12 protein-coding genes are annotated in these 15,043 nt (G+C 71.3%); 5 read left to right on the top strand and 7 right to left on the bottom strand.

Features of this window, described 5'->3' with window-relative positions:
• From QH283_RS26480 to panB, 4 genes are all read right to left on the bottom strand, one after another.
• Window positions 1-561: CHAD domain-containing protein (locus QH283_RS26480; protein ID WP_280505653.1), on the bottom strand; the 561-nt coding region annotated here is incomplete at its 3' end.
• Window positions 558-1,535 (bottom strand): prolyl aminopeptidase, encoded by a 978-nt coding sequence (pip, locus tag QH283_RS26485; protein WP_280505654.1) that lies wholly within the window; start codon window positions 1,533-1,535, stop codon window positions 558-560. The genes QH283_RS26480 and pip, both read right to left, overlap by 4 nt.
• Before the next feature lie 68 nt (window positions 1,536-1,603).
• Entirely contained in the window at window positions 1,604-2,044 is a 441-nt protein-coding gene (locus QH283_RS26490) for a hypothetical protein (protein WP_280505655.1), read from the bottom strand.
• A gap of 109 nt (window positions 2,045-2,153) precedes the next feature.
• A complete protein-coding gene (gene panB, locus QH283_RS26495; protein ID WP_280505664.1) occupies window positions 2,154-3,014 on the bottom strand; it encodes a 3-methyl-2-oxobutanoate hydroxymethyltransferase in 861 nt (286 codons plus the stop codon).
• A gap of 203 nt (window positions 3,015-3,217) precedes the next feature.
• On the opposite strand from panB, the gene QH283_RS26500 reads away from it, so the two are divergent.
• Window positions 3,218-4,024: an acyl-CoA thioesterase domain-containing protein gene (locus tag QH283_RS26500; RefSeq protein WP_280505656.1), complete on the top strand. Its 807-nt coding sequence runs from the start codon at window positions 3,218-3,220 to the stop codon at window positions 4,022-4,024.
• 22 nt (window positions 4,025-4,046) lie between these two features.
• On the opposite strand, the gene QH283_RS26505 is transcribed toward QH283_RS26500, so the two are convergent.
• From QH283_RS26505 to QH283_RS26515, 3 genes are read right to left on the bottom strand one after another with little or no spacing between them, the layout of a single operon-like run.
• Window positions 4,047-5,327, bottom strand: coding sequence for a CaiB/BaiF CoA transferase family protein (locus tag QH283_RS26505; RefSeq protein ID WP_280505657.1), 1,281 nt, complete (start codon window positions 5,325-5,327; stop codon window positions 4,047-4,049).
• A gap of 22 nt (window positions 5,328-5,349) precedes the next feature.
• Window positions 5,350-6,522 (bottom strand): alpha/beta hydrolase, encoded by a 1,173-nt coding sequence (locus QH283_RS26510; protein ID WP_280505658.1) that lies wholly within the window; start codon window positions 6,520-6,522, stop codon window positions 5,350-5,352.
• A gap of 34 nt (window positions 6,523-6,556) precedes the next feature.
• Window positions 6,557-7,648, bottom strand: coding sequence for a homogentisate 1,2-dioxygenase (locus QH283_RS26515; protein WP_280505659.1), 1,092 nt, complete (start codon window positions 7,646-7,648; stop codon window positions 6,557-6,559).
• Between the two features lie 220 nt (window positions 7,649-7,868).
• Here QH283_RS26515 and QH283_RS26520 point away from each other — a divergent pair, with 220 nt between their 5' ends.
• The 4 genes from QH283_RS26520 (at window position 7,869) to QH283_RS26535 (ending at window position 14,767) form a co-directional block, all read left to right on the top strand.
• A complete protein-coding gene (locus tag QH283_RS26520; protein WP_280505660.1) occupies window positions 7,869-8,627 on the top strand; it encodes a TetR/AcrR family transcriptional regulator in 759 nt (252 codons plus the stop codon).
• Between the two features lie 75 nt (window positions 8,628-8,702).
• Window positions 8,703-10,259, top strand: coding sequence for an alpha/beta hydrolase (locus QH283_RS26525; RefSeq protein WP_280505661.1), 1,557 nt, complete (start codon window positions 8,703-8,705; stop codon window positions 10,257-10,259).
• An 87-nt stretch (window positions 10,260-10,346) separates the two neighbouring features.
• Complete coding sequence (gene glnA / locus QH283_RS26530; RefSeq protein WP_280505662.1) at window positions 10,347-11,687, top strand: type I glutamate--ammonia ligase; 1,341 nt, start codon at window positions 10,347-10,349, stop codon at window positions 11,685-11,687.
• Between the two features lie 62 nt (window positions 11,688-11,749).
• On the top strand, window positions 11,750-14,767 hold the full coding sequence (locus tag QH283_RS26535; protein ID WP_280505663.1) for a bifunctional [glutamine synthetase] adenylyltransferase/[glutamine synthetase]-adenylyl-L-tyrosine phosphorylase: 3,018 nt from the start codon (window positions 11,750-11,752) through the stop codon (window positions 14,765-14,767).
• Window positions 14,768-15,043 lie beyond the last annotated feature (276 nt).

A 15,043-nucleotide genomic window follows, 5' to 3' on the forward strand; every position in this document is an offset into this window, starting at 1 on the left:
GGGGGCGGGCGGCGCGCCCCCCGCGCCGCCGCCCCCCCCCCCTAGGCGGCCCCGCCGCGTTGCGGTGGCGCGGCGCCGCCCCGCGCCTAAGACCTCCTCGGCCGGGGCCGCGCCGCGTTTGCGCCGCACGGGCGGATCGGCCCGCCAGCGCGCGAGCGTGTCCCGCAGGGCGGCGAGGCGATCGGAGTCGAGCGCGTCGAGCACGTCCCGGTGCGCTCGCGCGTAGATCTCGCGCTGCGTCCGCACCAGCCGGTCCACCACCGCGGCGCGCACCGGGTCGTCGTCGTCCCCGGCCAGCCCGGCGAAGCGTTCGGCGCGGACCTCGGCATCGCGGGCCACGCCGAGCAACCCGGCCAGCCACTTCAGCTCCGCCTCCAACGCCCTCGCCTCGGATCCGCGGAACAGTCCGCGATAGGAGCGCAGCACGCTGCGCAGCCGCCGGGTGGCCACGCGCATCTGATGCACCGAGTCGAAGGCGTCGGCCCGCACGTCCGGTTCCGTGCCGAGCACCCGGTCGATGTTCTCGGAGAGGCCTCCGGCCACGGCCTCCCCGGCGTTCATCGGCCGCTCCCCGCCTTCGCGAACTCGTCGGTCGCCTCGACGAGATGGTGCACGATGCCCGGCTCGTTGGCGGCGTGCCCTGCGTCGTCGACGATGTGCAGGCGCGACCCCGGCCACGCCTTGTGCAGATCCCACGCGCTGACCGCGGGGCAGACGATGTCGTGGCGGCCCTGCACGATCACCGCGGGCAGATGGCTGATGCGGTCGATGTCGCGCAGCAGCCGGCCCTCCTCGAGGAAGCCCGCGTTGCGGAAGTAGTGGTTCTCGATGCGGGCGAAGGCGAGGGCGAAGCGCGGGTCGGCGCTCTCCGCCACGCGCTCCGGGCGCGGCAGCAGCGAACTGGTCGAGCCCTCCCACACCGACCACGCCACCGCGGCGGCCGCCGCCACGTCGGGGTCGGGGGAGTGCAGCAGCCGGTGGTAGGCCTCCACCAGGTCGCCCTCGCGCTCGGCCGGCGGGATCGGCGCCAGGTACTTCTCCCACTCGTCGGGGTAGACGTAGCCGGCCGGGCCGTTGTAGTACCAGTCGATCTCCTTGCGGCGCAACAGGAAGATGCCGCGCAGCACCATCTCGGTGACCCGCTCGGGATGGGTCTGGGCGTAGGCCAGCGCCAGCGTCGAACCCCAGGAGCCGCCGAACACCTGCCAGCGCTCGATGCCGAGATGCTCGCGCAGCTTCTCGATGTCGGCGACCAGATGCCAGGTGGTGTTCACCGACAGGTCGGCGCCGTCGGCGATGTGCGGGGTGGAGCGTCCGCAGCCGCGCTGGTCGAGCAGCACGATCCGGTAGGCCTTCGGGTCGAAGAACTGCCGGTGCGCGGGGGTGGTCCCGCCGCCGGGACCGCCGTGCAGGAACACCACGGGTTTGCCGTCGGGATCGCCGCTGGTCTCCCAGTAGATGGACTGGCCGTCACCCACGTCGAGCAGGCCCGACTCGTACGGCTCGATCGGCGGATACAGTTCGCGTCGCGTCACCCCATCACGATGACACAATCCCGGCCTGCCGGGTGCGCTCTCACCGCCCGGCACTCACCGACCGGCGCTCACCGTCCGACGATCACCGACGCCAGATCGGGGACCTCGAGCGCCTCGATCGCCTCCTGACGCACCTCGGGGCAGGTCTGGCTGGTGACGGTGTCGACCACGCTCTTGTTGTTGAGCACGTCGATGCCGTGCTGCAGGCCCCACGGGTGCACGATCAGGTTCATCCCGACCCGGCCGAGGGTCGGTCCCTGCACCCGGAAGTTGGACAGCTCGGGGCGGATCGCGTCGCACAGGCTCTGCGCGGCCGCGTCGCTCACGGTGGGGCCCGGCTTCGCCGTGGTGGTCGGGCTCGCGGTGGCGGTCGTCTCCGATGTGGGGGTGCCGGTGTGGGCGGTGTGGCCGGGATCGCCGGACGAGCCGCAGGCGCTCAGCGTGCCCGCGACCGCGAGAGCGGCGGCGAGCACGAGGGGACGGCGGGTGAACCAACGGCTGTACGGCATCGAGTACCTCTGGTCGAGTGGAAAGGTCGACGCCGAGTCTGCCATCGCGCGACGCGGGCGGCGCATCTCCGGTGCCGGGCGGGACCGAGGAGCCCCGCCCGGCGGCGGGTCAGAAGCTGTGCTCGGCGGCGGGGAAGGTGCCCGCCCGCACCTCGGCGGCGTACGCGGCGGCGGCCGAACGCAATTCGTCGCCGATGTTGCCGAAGCGCTTGACGAACTTGGCGGTCTTGCCGCTGGTGTAGCCCGCCATGTCCTGCCAGACCAGCACCTGGGCGTCGCAGTCGGGACCGGCGCCGATGCCGATCGTGGGAATGGTGAGCTTGCTGGTGACCTGCGCGGCCAGCTGCGCGGGCACCATCTCCATGACCACGGAGAACGCGCCTGCCTCCTGCACCGCGATGGCGTCGGCGATGAGCTGCTCGGCGCCGTCGCCCCGGCCCTGCACGCGGAAGCCGCCGAGGGTGTTGACGCTCTGCGGGGTGAAGCCGATGTGCGCCATCACCGGGATGCCCGCCGCGGTGACCAGCGCGATCTGCTCGGCGACCCGCTCGCCGCCCTCCAGCTTGACCGCGTGCGCGCCGCCCTCCTTCATGAAGCGGGTGGCGGTGGCCAGCGCCTGCTGCGCCGACCCCTCGTAGGTGCCGAACGGCAGATCGGCCACCACCAGCGCGTTCGGCGCGCCGCGCACCACGCCGCGCACCAGCGGGACCAGCTCGTCCACCGTGACCGGCACGGTGGTGTCGTAGCCGTACACGACGTTGGCCGCCGAGTCGCCGACCAGGAGCACCGGGATGCCCGCCTCCTCGAACAACCGCGCCGAGGAGTAGTCGTAGGCGGTGAGCATGGCCCAGCGCTCACCGGCGGTCTTCATCTGCTGGAGGTGGGGGATGCGGGTCTTGCGCCGTGCCTGCCCGGTCTGCGCGTTCTGCGCCGCACCGTAGGCAGGGGTTTCCGAATCGGATACGGACATCATCGTCCCTTTCGTGTGGTCTCCTCGAGGCCGCTGCGGGTCCCCGGGTTCACGGACGTCCTCCAGTGTGCCACCCGCCGTCGACCCCGAGACAGGGGCGTGCACCGGTGCGATTCGTCACACCGTCCGGGCCGAACCGCCCGCGCGGACGGCGGCGGGCGCATAGCCTTGGCGCACCGCGGGTTCGACGGAAGGTGCGCGAGGTGATCGGGTTCTTCACCAGGCAGGGCGAGGAGTTCCTGCCCACACAGCTGTCGGTGAGCTGGTGGTCGCCGAACCAGCTCAGCGGGGTACCGGTGTGCGGGCTGCTCGGGCTCGGGCTGGAACGGCACTGCCCGCCGGGGTTCGTGCCCGCGCGGATGACGGTGGACCTGTACCAGCCGGTCTTCGACGCCCCGACCCGGGTGCGCACCGAGGTGGTGCGCGAGGGCGCGCGGATCGTGGTCGCCGACGCCTGGCTGGTGCAGAACGGGCAGGACAGGGTGCGGGCCTCGGCGGTGTTCCTGCGCAGCGGGGACCAGCCGCCGGGCACGGTGTGGTCGCCGACGGTGGAACTGCCGGTCCCGCCGGAGGGCTGTCTGTCGCCGGAGGGCGCGCGGCCGCTGTTCAAGAGCGGCGACGGCGAATGGACCAGCGACTTCGTGATCACCCAGAACGCCGAGCGCAAGGCCTCCTGGCACAGCATGCCGCCGCTGGTCACCGGCGAGCCGATGACGCTCTTCCAGCGCGCCGCGATCACCGCCGACACCACCAACCAGGTGTGTCACTGGGGCACCGCGGGCGCGGGCTACATCAACGCCGACGTGACCATGACGCTCACCCGGCTGCCGGTCGGCTACGAGGTGGGCATGAAGGCCGACAACGTCTACGCCGAGGCAGGCATCTCCGTGGGCACCGCGATCATGTACGACCGGTCCGGCCCGCTGGGCACCTGCACGGTGGCGACGCTGTCGAATGCCAGGCGCCAGATCGATTTCGCCGCCTCCGAGGATCGCGTCCTGCTGAGATGACCGGGCCCGGCCACGCCGACGATCAGAGCACGCCCGCCTCGCGCAGTTTCTCGATCTCGTCCTCGCCCTTGCCGAGCAGGCCCCGGTAGATCTCCTCGTTGTGCTGGCCGGGGCGCGCCGGACCGGCGTTGCGGATGGCGCCCGGGGTCTGCGAGAGCACCGGAATGATGCCGGGGCCCAGCACATTCCGGCCGATGCGCTCGTCGTAGTGCTCGGCGATCATGCCGCGCGCCCGCAGCTGCGGGTCCTCGACCACCTCGGCGACGGTGTTGATCGGCCCGGCGATCACACCGGCCTCGTTGAGCAGGGTGATGATGTCGTCGGGCTGCCTGGCGGCGGCCCATTCGGCGATGATCGCGTCCAGCTCGTCCTGGTTGCGGCCGCGGGCGAGGTGGTCGGCGAAGCGCTCGTCGTCGGCCAGCCCCGGCTGTCCCATGGCCGCGCACAGCCGCCGGAACACGGTGTCCTGATTGGCGGCGATCACCACCCAGCTGCCGTCGGCGCTGCGGTAGATGTTCGATGGCGCGATGCCCTCCAGCCGGGTGCCGGACGGTCCGCGCACCACCCCGCCGATGTCGTAGTCGGGGATGGTGGACTCCTGGATGGCCAGGCAGGCCTCGGTGAGCGCGGCGTCGACGATCTGGCCCTCGCCGGTCACCGAACGGCGGTAGAGCGCGGCCAGCGCGCCCTGGGCGGCGAACATGCCCGCCAGGCTGTCGCCCAGCGACAGCGCCAGGCGCGGGGCGGGTCCGCCGGGGAAGCCGTTCATGTAGCGCAGGCCGCTGGCCGCCTCGGCGACCGAGGCGTAGCCCGCCTTGTTCGCGTCCGGGCCGGTCTGCCCGTAACCGGACACCCGCACCAGGATGATGCCGCGATTGCGCTCGCGCAGGGTCTCGTAACCCAGCCCCCACTTCTCCAGCGTCCCGGGGCGGAAGTTCTCCACGATGATGTCGGAGCGCTCCACCAGTTCCAGGAACAGGTCGCGGCCCTGGGCCTCACGCAGATTCAGTGTGATGGCCTTCTTGTTGCGGGCCGCGACCGTCCAGTAGAAGTGGTGCCCGTCGAGTTCGGCCTGACCCCAGGTGCGCAGCGGATCGGGCCGGTCGGGCAGCTCGATCTTGAGCACCTCCGCGCCCATGTCGCCCAGCAGCCGGGCGGCGAACGGGCCGGAGATCAGCGTGCCGACCTCCAGCACACGGATACCGTCCAGGGCGCCGATCGGCTGGTCGGAGGGGGGCTGCTCAGGAGAAACCGGCGCGGCGTCGGCCGATCCGGGTGTCGCTGATCCTGCGGTGTGGGTCATGTCCGAACTCATTCAGGTGGATTCACGCGGTGGGGGCCAGTCGGTGCTTCGCGAGCCACTCGCCGATGATCCGCACTGCTTCGGCGAGAGGTTCGTGCTGGTCCGGCCCCAGATAGTAGTGGTTGGCGCCCGCGATCTCGTGCAGCTCCTTGTCCTCGGTGCCGATGGCGCCGAAGATGGCGTGCGCGTGGCTGGGGGTGCAGATGTTGTCGGCCTTGTTGAAGACGACCAGCGTCGGCACCGCGATGTCGGGACCGCAGTCCACGATGTCGCCGCGGGCGTCGTCGTAGCTCCACTGCGACAGCCAGCTGCGCAGCGTGGTGAAGCGGGCCAGGCCGAACGGGCCCTGGTTCACCTCCTGCGGGTCGCCGAGGTAGGACTCGCCCGGATTGCGGTCGTTGGGGTCGATGGCCGGATCGAGCCAGCGCGGGTCGGCCATGGTGCCGTGCACGACGAAACCGAACTCGTCGTTCGGCCGCCCGGCCGCCTTCAGCTCGGCCAGCTTGTCCTTGACCCACGCGGTGATCTTGCGGTTGCGCGCGATCTGCGCGGCCCGGTAGCGCGCGAGGAACTCGGCGCTGTAGGGCGGCTGGTTCGGGTTGTCCGGGTTGTAGAGATCCAGCTCGGGATCACGCCGGGTCGGATCGGCCTCGTCGAGGATGGAGGCGTCCATCGACTCGGTGAGCGTGTGGTGGCGGCTGATGTGCGCGGCGACCAGGGCGATGCCGTCGACGGGCGGCAGATCGGCCTCGGTGAGATCGGGGCCGTCGCCGGACGGGCTGGCCGTCAGCGTCGGCTTCGCCGCCTGCTGCTGGTAGAACACCGACAGCGAGCCGCCGCCGGACCAGCCGAGCAGCACCACCTTCTGGTAGCCGAGGCGCTTCCTGGCGTCGCGGATGCACTCGCCGAGGTCCTGGACGACCTTCTCCATCAGCAGCGCGGCGTCCGCGCCCCGGTAGCGGCTGTTGCACACGATGACGTGGTGCCCGGCCTTGGCCAGCGCGCCGACGATGGGCAGATAGGTGCCGCTGGACACCGGGTGCATGAGCACCAGCACGGTGTCGGACTCGTGCTCGCGCGGCTTGATCAGCTGGGATTCGAGGGTGACCCATTCGGTCAGCCCGCCGTAGGCGTCGCGGCCGCCGGTGGTGTTCGCGAAGGCGACGACGTACGGGATGCGCTCGATGCGAGACATGATGCCTGCCTTGATCTTCGAAGTGGTGCGCGGCTCAGTGGCCGCCGAGGTCCTTGGCCAGGTACTCCGCCGAGGGAATGAGCCTGCGGCGGGTGTCGATGGCGATGGTGGTCCAGCCGATGCGCGGGTACTCCTCGCGCTTGCGCCGCGACCGCTCACGCATCTTCTCCGGCGCGCCGTGGTGCACGCCCTGTGGCGCGTGCGAGATCAGGCCGGGCGGCATCGGCACGCCGTACATCTCGCCGCCGTGGAAGAAGGCGATCTCGTCGTAGTCGACGTTGCGGTGGTACCACGGGATGGTCTCGGTGCCCGGCGCCGACTCGGCGAGCTTGGGCAGGAAGTTCATCACGTAGACGCCGGTTGCCTCCATGAACAGGTGCACCGTCGGGGGCAGGTGCACGGTCTCGGAGAGGATGACGTTGTAGTCGGCGATGTTGAAGGTGAACGGGAAGCTGTCGCCCCGCCAGCCCTCCACGTCCAGCGGGTGGTGCCGGTAGTAGAGCCTGGTCGGCCCGCCCTCGTGGTGGAGCACGATCTCGTAGCTGTCCCTGCCGTCGCTCTCGTGCGCCTGCGGCTCGGGGACGGTGACCAGGCCGGGGTCGAAGGGGAAGTGACGGCCGAGGTAGCCGGCCTCCGGGACGCGGAACTCCTCGGTGGCCTCGATCATCAGCAGGGTGGTCTCGGTCTCGGGCAGCTGACGCCAGGTGCAGCCCTTGGGGATGTAGATCCAGTCGCCCTCGCGGTAGCTCAGCGGGCCGAACTCGGTCTCCAGCGAGCCGGAGCCCGCGTGCACGAACGACAGCACGTCGCCGTCGACGTAGCGCACGAAGTGCGGCATCTCCGCGCCGCGGCGGCTGAGCAGGATGCGGCAGTCGGCGTTGTGGAACAGCCGCAGCGGCGCGCCCGCGGGGTCGGTGGCGTCGGCGGGTTCCAGCGATCCGGCCAGCACGTCGGTGGGGCGCAGCGGGCCGACCGCTTTGTACTGGGTCGGATCGTTGCGGCGGTAGAGGCTCGCGGTCCGGCCGGTGAACCCGCCGCGGCCGAGCTCGTCGTCCTTGAGTCCGTCCAGATCGGCGTGCATGCGCCGGGGTGTCGTGCCTTTACGCAGGTGCACAAACGATTCCATGTCAGCTTCCAGTCCTCGTGCGGGGCCACATCGATCCGCCACCGCGAAGCGTCCTTGATGGCTGCCAGAGTTTCAGATAAATTGATTACCGTCAATATCTTTTGGTATGGCCGGATCCTCTGGTAAAGCCAGGATCTCCGGTACGGCCGGTGTCTTCCGGCCGGCATGCGGACAACCGTCCGGGGCGTCGCCCGGTGGGTGGCGCAGGAGTGGAGGACACGTGGAATCCGTGCATGCCCGGCCCGCCGCCGAGGCCGTCGCCCAGGAACCGGCGCGGCCGAAGAAGCCGCGCGGTCGTCCGCCCGCCGGCGGCTCGCCCGCCTCGGCCGACGAGATCATGGCCGCCGCGCTGCGGGTGTTCGCTCGCGACGGATTCGCCGGCGCGTCGGTCGCCGAGATCAATCGCGAACTCGGGGTCAGCCACAACCTCATCCACCAGCGCTTCGGCTCCAAGGAGGGGCTGTGGTACGCGGTGGTGGACTGGGTGTTCGGGCACGCCGCCGCGCTGGTCGCCGAGGGTGTGGCCGAGCAGCTGCCGCCGATCGAGGAGTTCCGGCGCGGCATCGTGCGCTTCCTGATCCTGCAGGCGGACCATCCCGACGCGGTCCGGCTGGTCAGCGTGGAATCGGCGATCGAGGGCCCGCGCCTGGCCTACCTCTACGAGCGCCACATCGAGCCGATCCTGGTGCGACTGGCCGAGCCGCTGCTGCCGTTGGTGCGCCGGAAGGTGCTCAGCCGCGACGACCTGCGCTCCATCCATTTCCTCATCGCGCACGGCGCCACCGCCCCGTTCTCCTCGCTGCCGCTGGCCCGGCGGATGGCTCCCGGCGATCCGATGTCCCCGCGGGCGGTCCGCAGGCACGCCCGTTTCGTCGCGGACATGATCGTGGCCGGCGTCGAGGCCATGGCCGCCCGGCACGGGACCACCCTCGCCGCCGACGGCGAGGCGACACGTGACGGCGGAGGCGCCCTCGCCTGACGCCGGTCACCGGCGATGACGCACCGGGCGTGCCGGGCGCCGGGCCAGGGCGGAACTCCTGGCAGGATCGTGCCCATGGGTGTGCGTCGGTGGAGTGGGTCGGCGGCGGTGGCGTCGGTCGTGGTGGCGTCGGTCGTGGGGGCGTCGCTGGTGGTGACGGGATGTGGCGCCGACAGCGGCGAGCCCGCCGGGGCGTTGCCGCCCGCGCCCGAGGGGCTGTCCCGCTTCTACGAACAGACACCGGCCTGGGGCAGCTGCGCCGAGATCGTGGATCGCTCGACCGCCCTGCCGCCGATCGCCGAGTGCGCCACCGTCGAGGTGCCGATCGACTACGAGAACCCGGACGGCCCGACGGCCAGGCTCGCGTTGTCGCGCATCCCCGCCACCGGCGCGAAGATCGGCTCACTGTTGATGAATCCGGGCGGACCCGGCGTGTCCGGCCTGGACACCGTGCTCGTCGGCAACCAGACCCCGCTCGCGCAGCGCTTCGACCGGGTCGGTTTCGACCCGCGCGGCGTGGGCTCGTCGACCCCGGCGGTCGCCTGTCTCACCCCGCCCGAGGTGGACGCCGAACGGGCCGAGCCGCCGGAGGACAGCACGCCGGAGGGCATCGCGGCCACCGAGGCCGAGAACCGCGAGTACGCGGCCAAGTGCGTCGAACGCACCGGCGAGGACGTGCTGGCGCACATCGGCACCCGCGAAGTCGTGCAGGACATGGACGTCATCCGCGCGGTGCTCGGCGACCCGGCGCTGACCTACCTCGGATACTCCTACGGCACCAAGCTCGGCGCCCTCTACGCCGAGAAGTTCCCCGACCGGGTGCGCGCCATGGTGCTCGACGGCGCCGTCGACGCCTCGGTCGACCCGGTGGAGGAGGCGCTGCGCCAGGCCGCCGGCTTCCAGCGCGCCTTCGACGCCTATGCCGCCGACTGCGCGCAGTCCGCCGACTGCCCGCTCGGCACCGATCCCGCCCAGGCCGTCACCCGCTTCCGCGAACTGGTCGATCCGCTGTGGGATGTCCCTGCCGCCACCACCGACCCGCGCGGTCTCGGCTACAACGACGCCATGACCGGCGTGACCCAGACCCTCTACGCCGACGAACTGTGGCAACAGCTGACCCTCGGCCTGCAGGAGCTGGCCGACGGCCGCGGCGACACCCTGCTGTATCTGGCCGACATCTACAACGGCCGCAACGACGACGGCACCTACAGCAACATCCAGGACGCCTTCAACGCCATCCGCTGCGTGGACGACCCGCGCGTCACCGATCCGGCGGTGGCCGCCCAGCTCGACGCCGAATATCGCAAAGCCGCGCCCTTCCTCGACGACGGCCGTGGCACCGGCGCATCCGCCCTGGAACTGTGCGCGAGCTGGCCGGTGCCCAACTCCGGGCAGCCGCACACCATCGCCGTCGAAGGCCTGCCCACCCTCGTCGTCGTCTCCACCACCGACGATCCGGCCACCCCTTACCAGGCCGGTGTCGATCTGGCCGCCCAGCTCGGCGCCGCCCTGATCACCTTCGAGGGCAACCGGCACACCGCCGCGCTGGTGGCCGGCGACGAATGCCTCGACACGGCGGTTGTCGACTACCTGGTCGAGCTGGTCGTGCCCCCGCGCGGACTGGTGTGTTGAGGCGTGTCGCGCAACGTTTCGATACCGCAAAAAATTGAGGCGACCCATGTAACACGGATTTAACGCCGACTGACTACGGTCGCGGTCATGGATCGCCAGAAGGAATTCGTGCTGCGGACGCTCGAAGAGCGGGACATCCGCTTCGTACGTCTCTGGTTCACCGACGTCTTGGGCTACCTGAAATCCGTTGCCATCGCGCCCGCCGAGCTGGAGGGCGCGTTCGAGGAGGGCATCGGCTTCGACGGGTCGGCCATCGAGGGCTTTGCCCGGGTCTCCGAGGCCGACATGGTCGCCCGGCCCGATCCTTCGACGTTCCAGGTGCTGCCGTGGGCCTCCAGCAAGGGGCACCAGCACTCGGCGCGCATGTTCTGCGACATCACCATGCCCGACGGCTCGCCGTCCTGGGCCGACCCGCGGCACGTGCTGCGGCGTCAGCTGAACAAGGCGGGCGATGTCGGGTTCAGCTGCTACGTGCACCCCGAGATCGAGTTCTTCCTGCTGAAGAACGGCCCGAACGACGGCACCCCGCCCGTCCCCGCCGACACCGGCGGCTTCTTCGACCAGGCCGTGCACGACTCGGCCCCGAACTTCCGCCGCCACGCCATCGACGCGCTCGAGTCGATGGGCATCTCGGTGGAGTTCAGCCACCACGAGGGCGCGCCCGGCCAGCAGGAGATCGACCTGCGCTACGCCGACGCGCTGTCCATGGCCGACAACGTCATGACCTTCCGCTACCTGATCAAGGAAGTGGCCATCGACGAGGGCGTGCGGGCCACCTTCATGCCCAAGCCGTTCGCCGAGTACCCGGGCTCGGCCATGCACACCCACATGAGCCTGTTCGAGGGCGAGACCAACGCCTTCCACGATCCCGACGACCCGCAGAACCTCTCGGCGACCGCGCGCGCGTTCATCGCGGGCATCCTCGAGCACGCCCCGGAGATCAGCGCCGTCACCAACCAGTGGGTGAACTCCTACAAGCGCCTGATCCACGGCGGCGAGGCCCCGACGGCCGCCTCCTGGGGCCGGTCGAACCGTTCGGCGCTGGTGCGCGTGCCCATGTACACCCCGAACAAGGCGTCCTCGCGCCGCGTCGAGATCCGCAGCCCCGACTCGGCCTGCAACCCCTACCTGACCTTCGCCGTGCTGCTCGCCGCGGGCATGCGCGGCATCGAGAAGGGCTACACGCTGCCGCCGGAGGCCGAGGACGACGTGTGGTCGCTGACCTCCGCCGAGCGCAGGGCGATGGGCTTCCGCGAGCTGCCGGGCACCCTCGACGAGGCCCTCGGCGCGATGGAGCGCTCCGAACTGGTGGCCGAGGCGCTCGGCGAGCACGTGTTCGACTTCTTCCTGCGCAACAAGCGCAGGGAGTGGGCCGACTACCGCAGCCAGGTCACCCCCTACGAGTTGCAGCACTACCTGGGGTTGTGATCTTCACGGTCGCCGCAACTGGGCAGTGAACCAGGGGCGCTCGACACGGTAGATTCACATCCATGGTTCGGCCCCCTACCGCTCGTTCGGCTGTGCCCGGTGCCGGGCGGCTCGGCTTGCTCGATCCGTCCGCGCCGGCCTCACTGCGCACCCTCGGCTGGGACAACGTCGACAGCGTCCCGGTGTTGTGGTCGCTGTCGCGGGCGCCTGACCCCGACCTGGCGCTGAGCGCGCTCATCCGGCTGCGCGAGGCGCTGGGATCGGAATGGGGGCAGCTCGATTCGGCGATCCGCACCGAGACTTCGCTGCGCGGACGGTTGTTCGCGCTGCTCGGGTCCTCCACCGCGCTCGGCGACCACCTGATCGCCGAGCCCGCGTCCTGGCAGCAACTGCGCCGCGACACCCTGCCCGACAAGGACGAACTGGTCGCCGACCTGCTCGCCGTGGTCGAGGCGGCGCCGGAGGAGTGCGAGCACCCGAGCCCGGCGCTGTTCCGCGCTGGCCTGTCCGGTCCCGAGGTCATCCCCGCGCTGCGCCGCCGCTATCGCGACCATCTCATGCTGCTGGCCGCTCTCGACCTGGCCGCCACGGTCGAGAACGAGCCGGTGCTGCCCTACCTGGTGGTGGGCAGGCAGCTGGCCGACCTGGCCGACGCCGCGCTCACCGCGGCCCTCGCGGTCGCGGTGGCGCGGGTGTGCAAGGACAAGCCGTGCCCGGTTCGCCTCGCCGTCCTCGCCATGGGCAAATGCGGTGCGCGGGAACTGAACTACGTCAGCGACGTGGACGTGGTCTTCGTCGCCGAGCCCGCCGACGCCACCGCCACCCGGCTGGCCGCGGAGATGATGAGCATCGGCAGCCAGGCCTTCTTCGAGGTCGACGCCGCGCTGCGGCCGGAGGGCAAGGCGGGCGCGCTGGTGCGCACCCTGGACTCGCACCTGGCCTACTACCGGCGCTGGGCGCGCACCTGGGAGTTCCAGGCGCTGCTGAAGAACCGCCCGATGACCGGTGACCTGGCGCTGGGCGAGCAGTACCGCGCGGCCGTCATGCCGATGGTGTGGACCGCCTCGCAGCGCGAGGATTTCGTCTCCGACGTGCAGGGCATGCGCCGCCGCGTCGAGGACCTGGTGCCCGCCGAATTGCAGGAGCGCGAGCTCAAACTGGGCCGGGGCAGCCTGCGCGACATCGAATTCGCCGTCCAGCTGCTGCAATTGGTGCACGGCCGGGTCGACGACACCCTGCACGTGGCCAACACCGTGGACGCGCTGACCGCGCTGGCCGCGGGCGGCTACGTCGGCCGCGACGACGCCGCCAATCTCACCGCCTCCTACGAGTTCCTGCGGCTGCTCGAGCACCGGTTGCAGTTGCAGCGGCTGATCCGCACCCACACCCTGCCCGCCGACGACGACGAGGAGGGCATGCGCTGGCTGGCCCGCGCCGCCCACATCCGACCGGACGGCAGGCAGGACGCGGTCGGGGTGCTGCGCTCGGAGATCCGCCGCAACGCGGTGCGCATCCGGCGCCTGCACACCAAGCTGTTCTACCGGCCGCTGCTGGAGTCGGTGGTCAAGATGGACCCCGACGCGCTGCGCCTGAGCCCGGACGCCGCCGTCCGCCAGCTCGCGGCCCTCGGTTACGTCTCCCCGGAGAACGCCCTCGGCCACCTCAAGGCGCTGACCGGGGAAGTGGGGCGCAAGGGCCGCATCCAGGCGCTGCTGTTGCCGACCCTGCTGCAATGGCTCGGCGAGACCCCCAACCCGGACGCCGGCCTGCTCGCCTACCGCCGGGTCTGCGAGGCGCTCGACGACCAGAACTGGTTCCTGCGCGAGCTGCGCGACGAGGGCGCCGTCGCCGAACGGCTGATGATCGTGCTCGGCTCCTCGGAGTACCTGCCGGATCTGCTCATCAACGCCCCCGAGACCATCCGCATGTACGCCGACGGCCCCAGCGGCCCGGCCCTGCTCGGCCCGCAGCCCGAGGACGTCGCCCGCGGCATTCTCACCGCCGCGGCCCGCTACGACGACCCGGCTCGGGCGGTCGCGGCCGCGCGCTCGCTGCGCAGGCACGAGCTGGCCCGCGTCGCCTCGGCCGACCTGCTCGGCCTGCTCGACGTGCCGCAGGTCTGCCGGGCGCTGTCGTCGGTGTGGGTGGCGGTGCTCGAGGCGTCGCTGGCCGCGGTGATCCGGGCGAGCGAGGCCGAGTCCGGTGAGCCCGCGCCCGCCGCCTTCGCGGTCATCGGCATGGGCAGGCTGGGCGGCATGGAGCTGGGCTACGGTTCCGACGCCGACGTGCTGTTCGTCTGCGAGCCGCGGCCGGGGGCAGACGAGACCAAGGCCGTGAAGTGGGCCAACAGCGTCGCCGACAAGGTGCAGCGCCTGCTCGGCGCGCCGAGCACCGACCCGCCGCTGCACGTGGACGCCGGCCTGCGTCCCGAGGGCCGCAGCGGTCCGCTGGTGCGTACCCTGGCCTCCTACGAGGCCTACTACCAACAGTGGGCGCACGCCTGGGAGATGCAAGCGCTGCTGCGCGCCCACCAGGTCGCGGGCGACCAGGAACTCGGCCTGCGCTTCCTGCACGTCGCCGACACGATCCGCTACCCGGCGGGCGGCGTGTCCGAGGAGGCGGTGCGCGAGATCCGCCGTATCAAGGCCAGGGTCGACTCCGAGCGGCTGCCGCGTGGCGCCGACCCGGCCACCCACACCAAACTCGGTCGCGGCGGCCTGGCCGACATCGAGTGGACCGTGCAGCTGTTGCAGCTGCGCCATGCCCACCAGATCCCGGAGCTGCACAACACCTCCACCCTGGAGACGCTGGAGGTCATCGAGAAGTCCGAGCTGCTGTCCGCCGAGGACGTCGCCCTGCTGCGCGACTCCTGGCTGACCGCCACCAAGGCGCGCAACGCGCTGGTGCTGGTGCGCGGCAAGCCGAGCGACCAACTGCCCTCGCCCGGCAGCCTGCTCTCGGCGGTGGCCCACGCGGCGGGCTGGCCCAACAACGACGGCGGCCAGGAATTCCTGGACAACTACCTGCGCATCACGCGCCGGGCCAAGGCCGTGGTGGAGCGCGTCTTCGGCGGGGCCTGACCGGCTCCCGCCATGGCCAGGCGCGCGGCGAAGGCACGCAACGCCGCACGCTCGACCCGCTCGTCCGGGCCCGCTACCGTCACGGTCAGCTGGTCGCCCGGGCCAGTCTATGGCCGCCTCGCCGACGCGGACGGACTCTCGTAAGCGGACGCCTGGGTGGGCGCCAATAGGGTTGAGGCCATGCGTATATGGTTGATGCGGGCCCTGCTGGCACTCGGCTGGTGCGGCCTGCTGGTGGGGATCACCGGAATCGTGCTGTACTCCAGGGGATGGCGG

This window comes from Nocardia farcinica, assembly GCF_029867845.1.
GTDB lineage: Bacteria > Actinomycetota > Actinomycetes > Mycobacteriales > Mycobacteriaceae > Nocardia > Nocardia farcinica_A.

Excerpts from the sequence above, each read along its gene's own strand:
- panB (WP_280505664.1), bottom strand. The coding sequence starts at position 3,014 with ATGTCCGTATCCGATTCGGAAACCCCTGCCTACGGTGCGGCGCAGAAC.
- QH283_RS26490 (WP_280505655.1), bottom strand. The coding sequence starts at position 2,044 with ATGCCGTACAGCCGTTGGTTCACCCGCCGTCCCCTCGTGCTCGCCGCC.
- QH283_RS26515 (WP_280505659.1), bottom strand. The coding sequence starts at position 7,648 with ATGGAATCGTTTGTGCACCTGCGTAAAGGCACGACACCCCGGCGCATG.
- QH283_RS26535 (WP_280505663.1), top strand. The coding sequence starts at position 11,750 with ATGGTTCGGCCCCCTACCGCTCGTTCGGCTGTGCCCGGTGCCGGGCGG.
- QH283_RS26510 (WP_280505658.1), bottom strand. The coding sequence starts at position 6,522 with ATGTCTCGCATCGAGCGCATCCCGTACGTCGTCGCCTTCGCGAACACC.
- QH283_RS26505 (WP_280505657.1), bottom strand. The coding sequence starts at position 5,327 with ATGACCCACACCGCAGGATCAGCGACACCCGGATCGGCCGACGCCGCG.
- glnA (WP_280505662.1), top strand. The coding sequence starts at position 10,347 with ATGGATCGCCAGAAGGAATTCGTGCTGCGGACGCTCGAAGAGCGGGAC.
- QH283_RS26525 (WP_280505661.1), top strand. The coding sequence starts at position 8,703 with ATGGGTGTGCGTCGGTGGAGTGGGTCGGCGGCGGTGGCGTCGGTCGTG.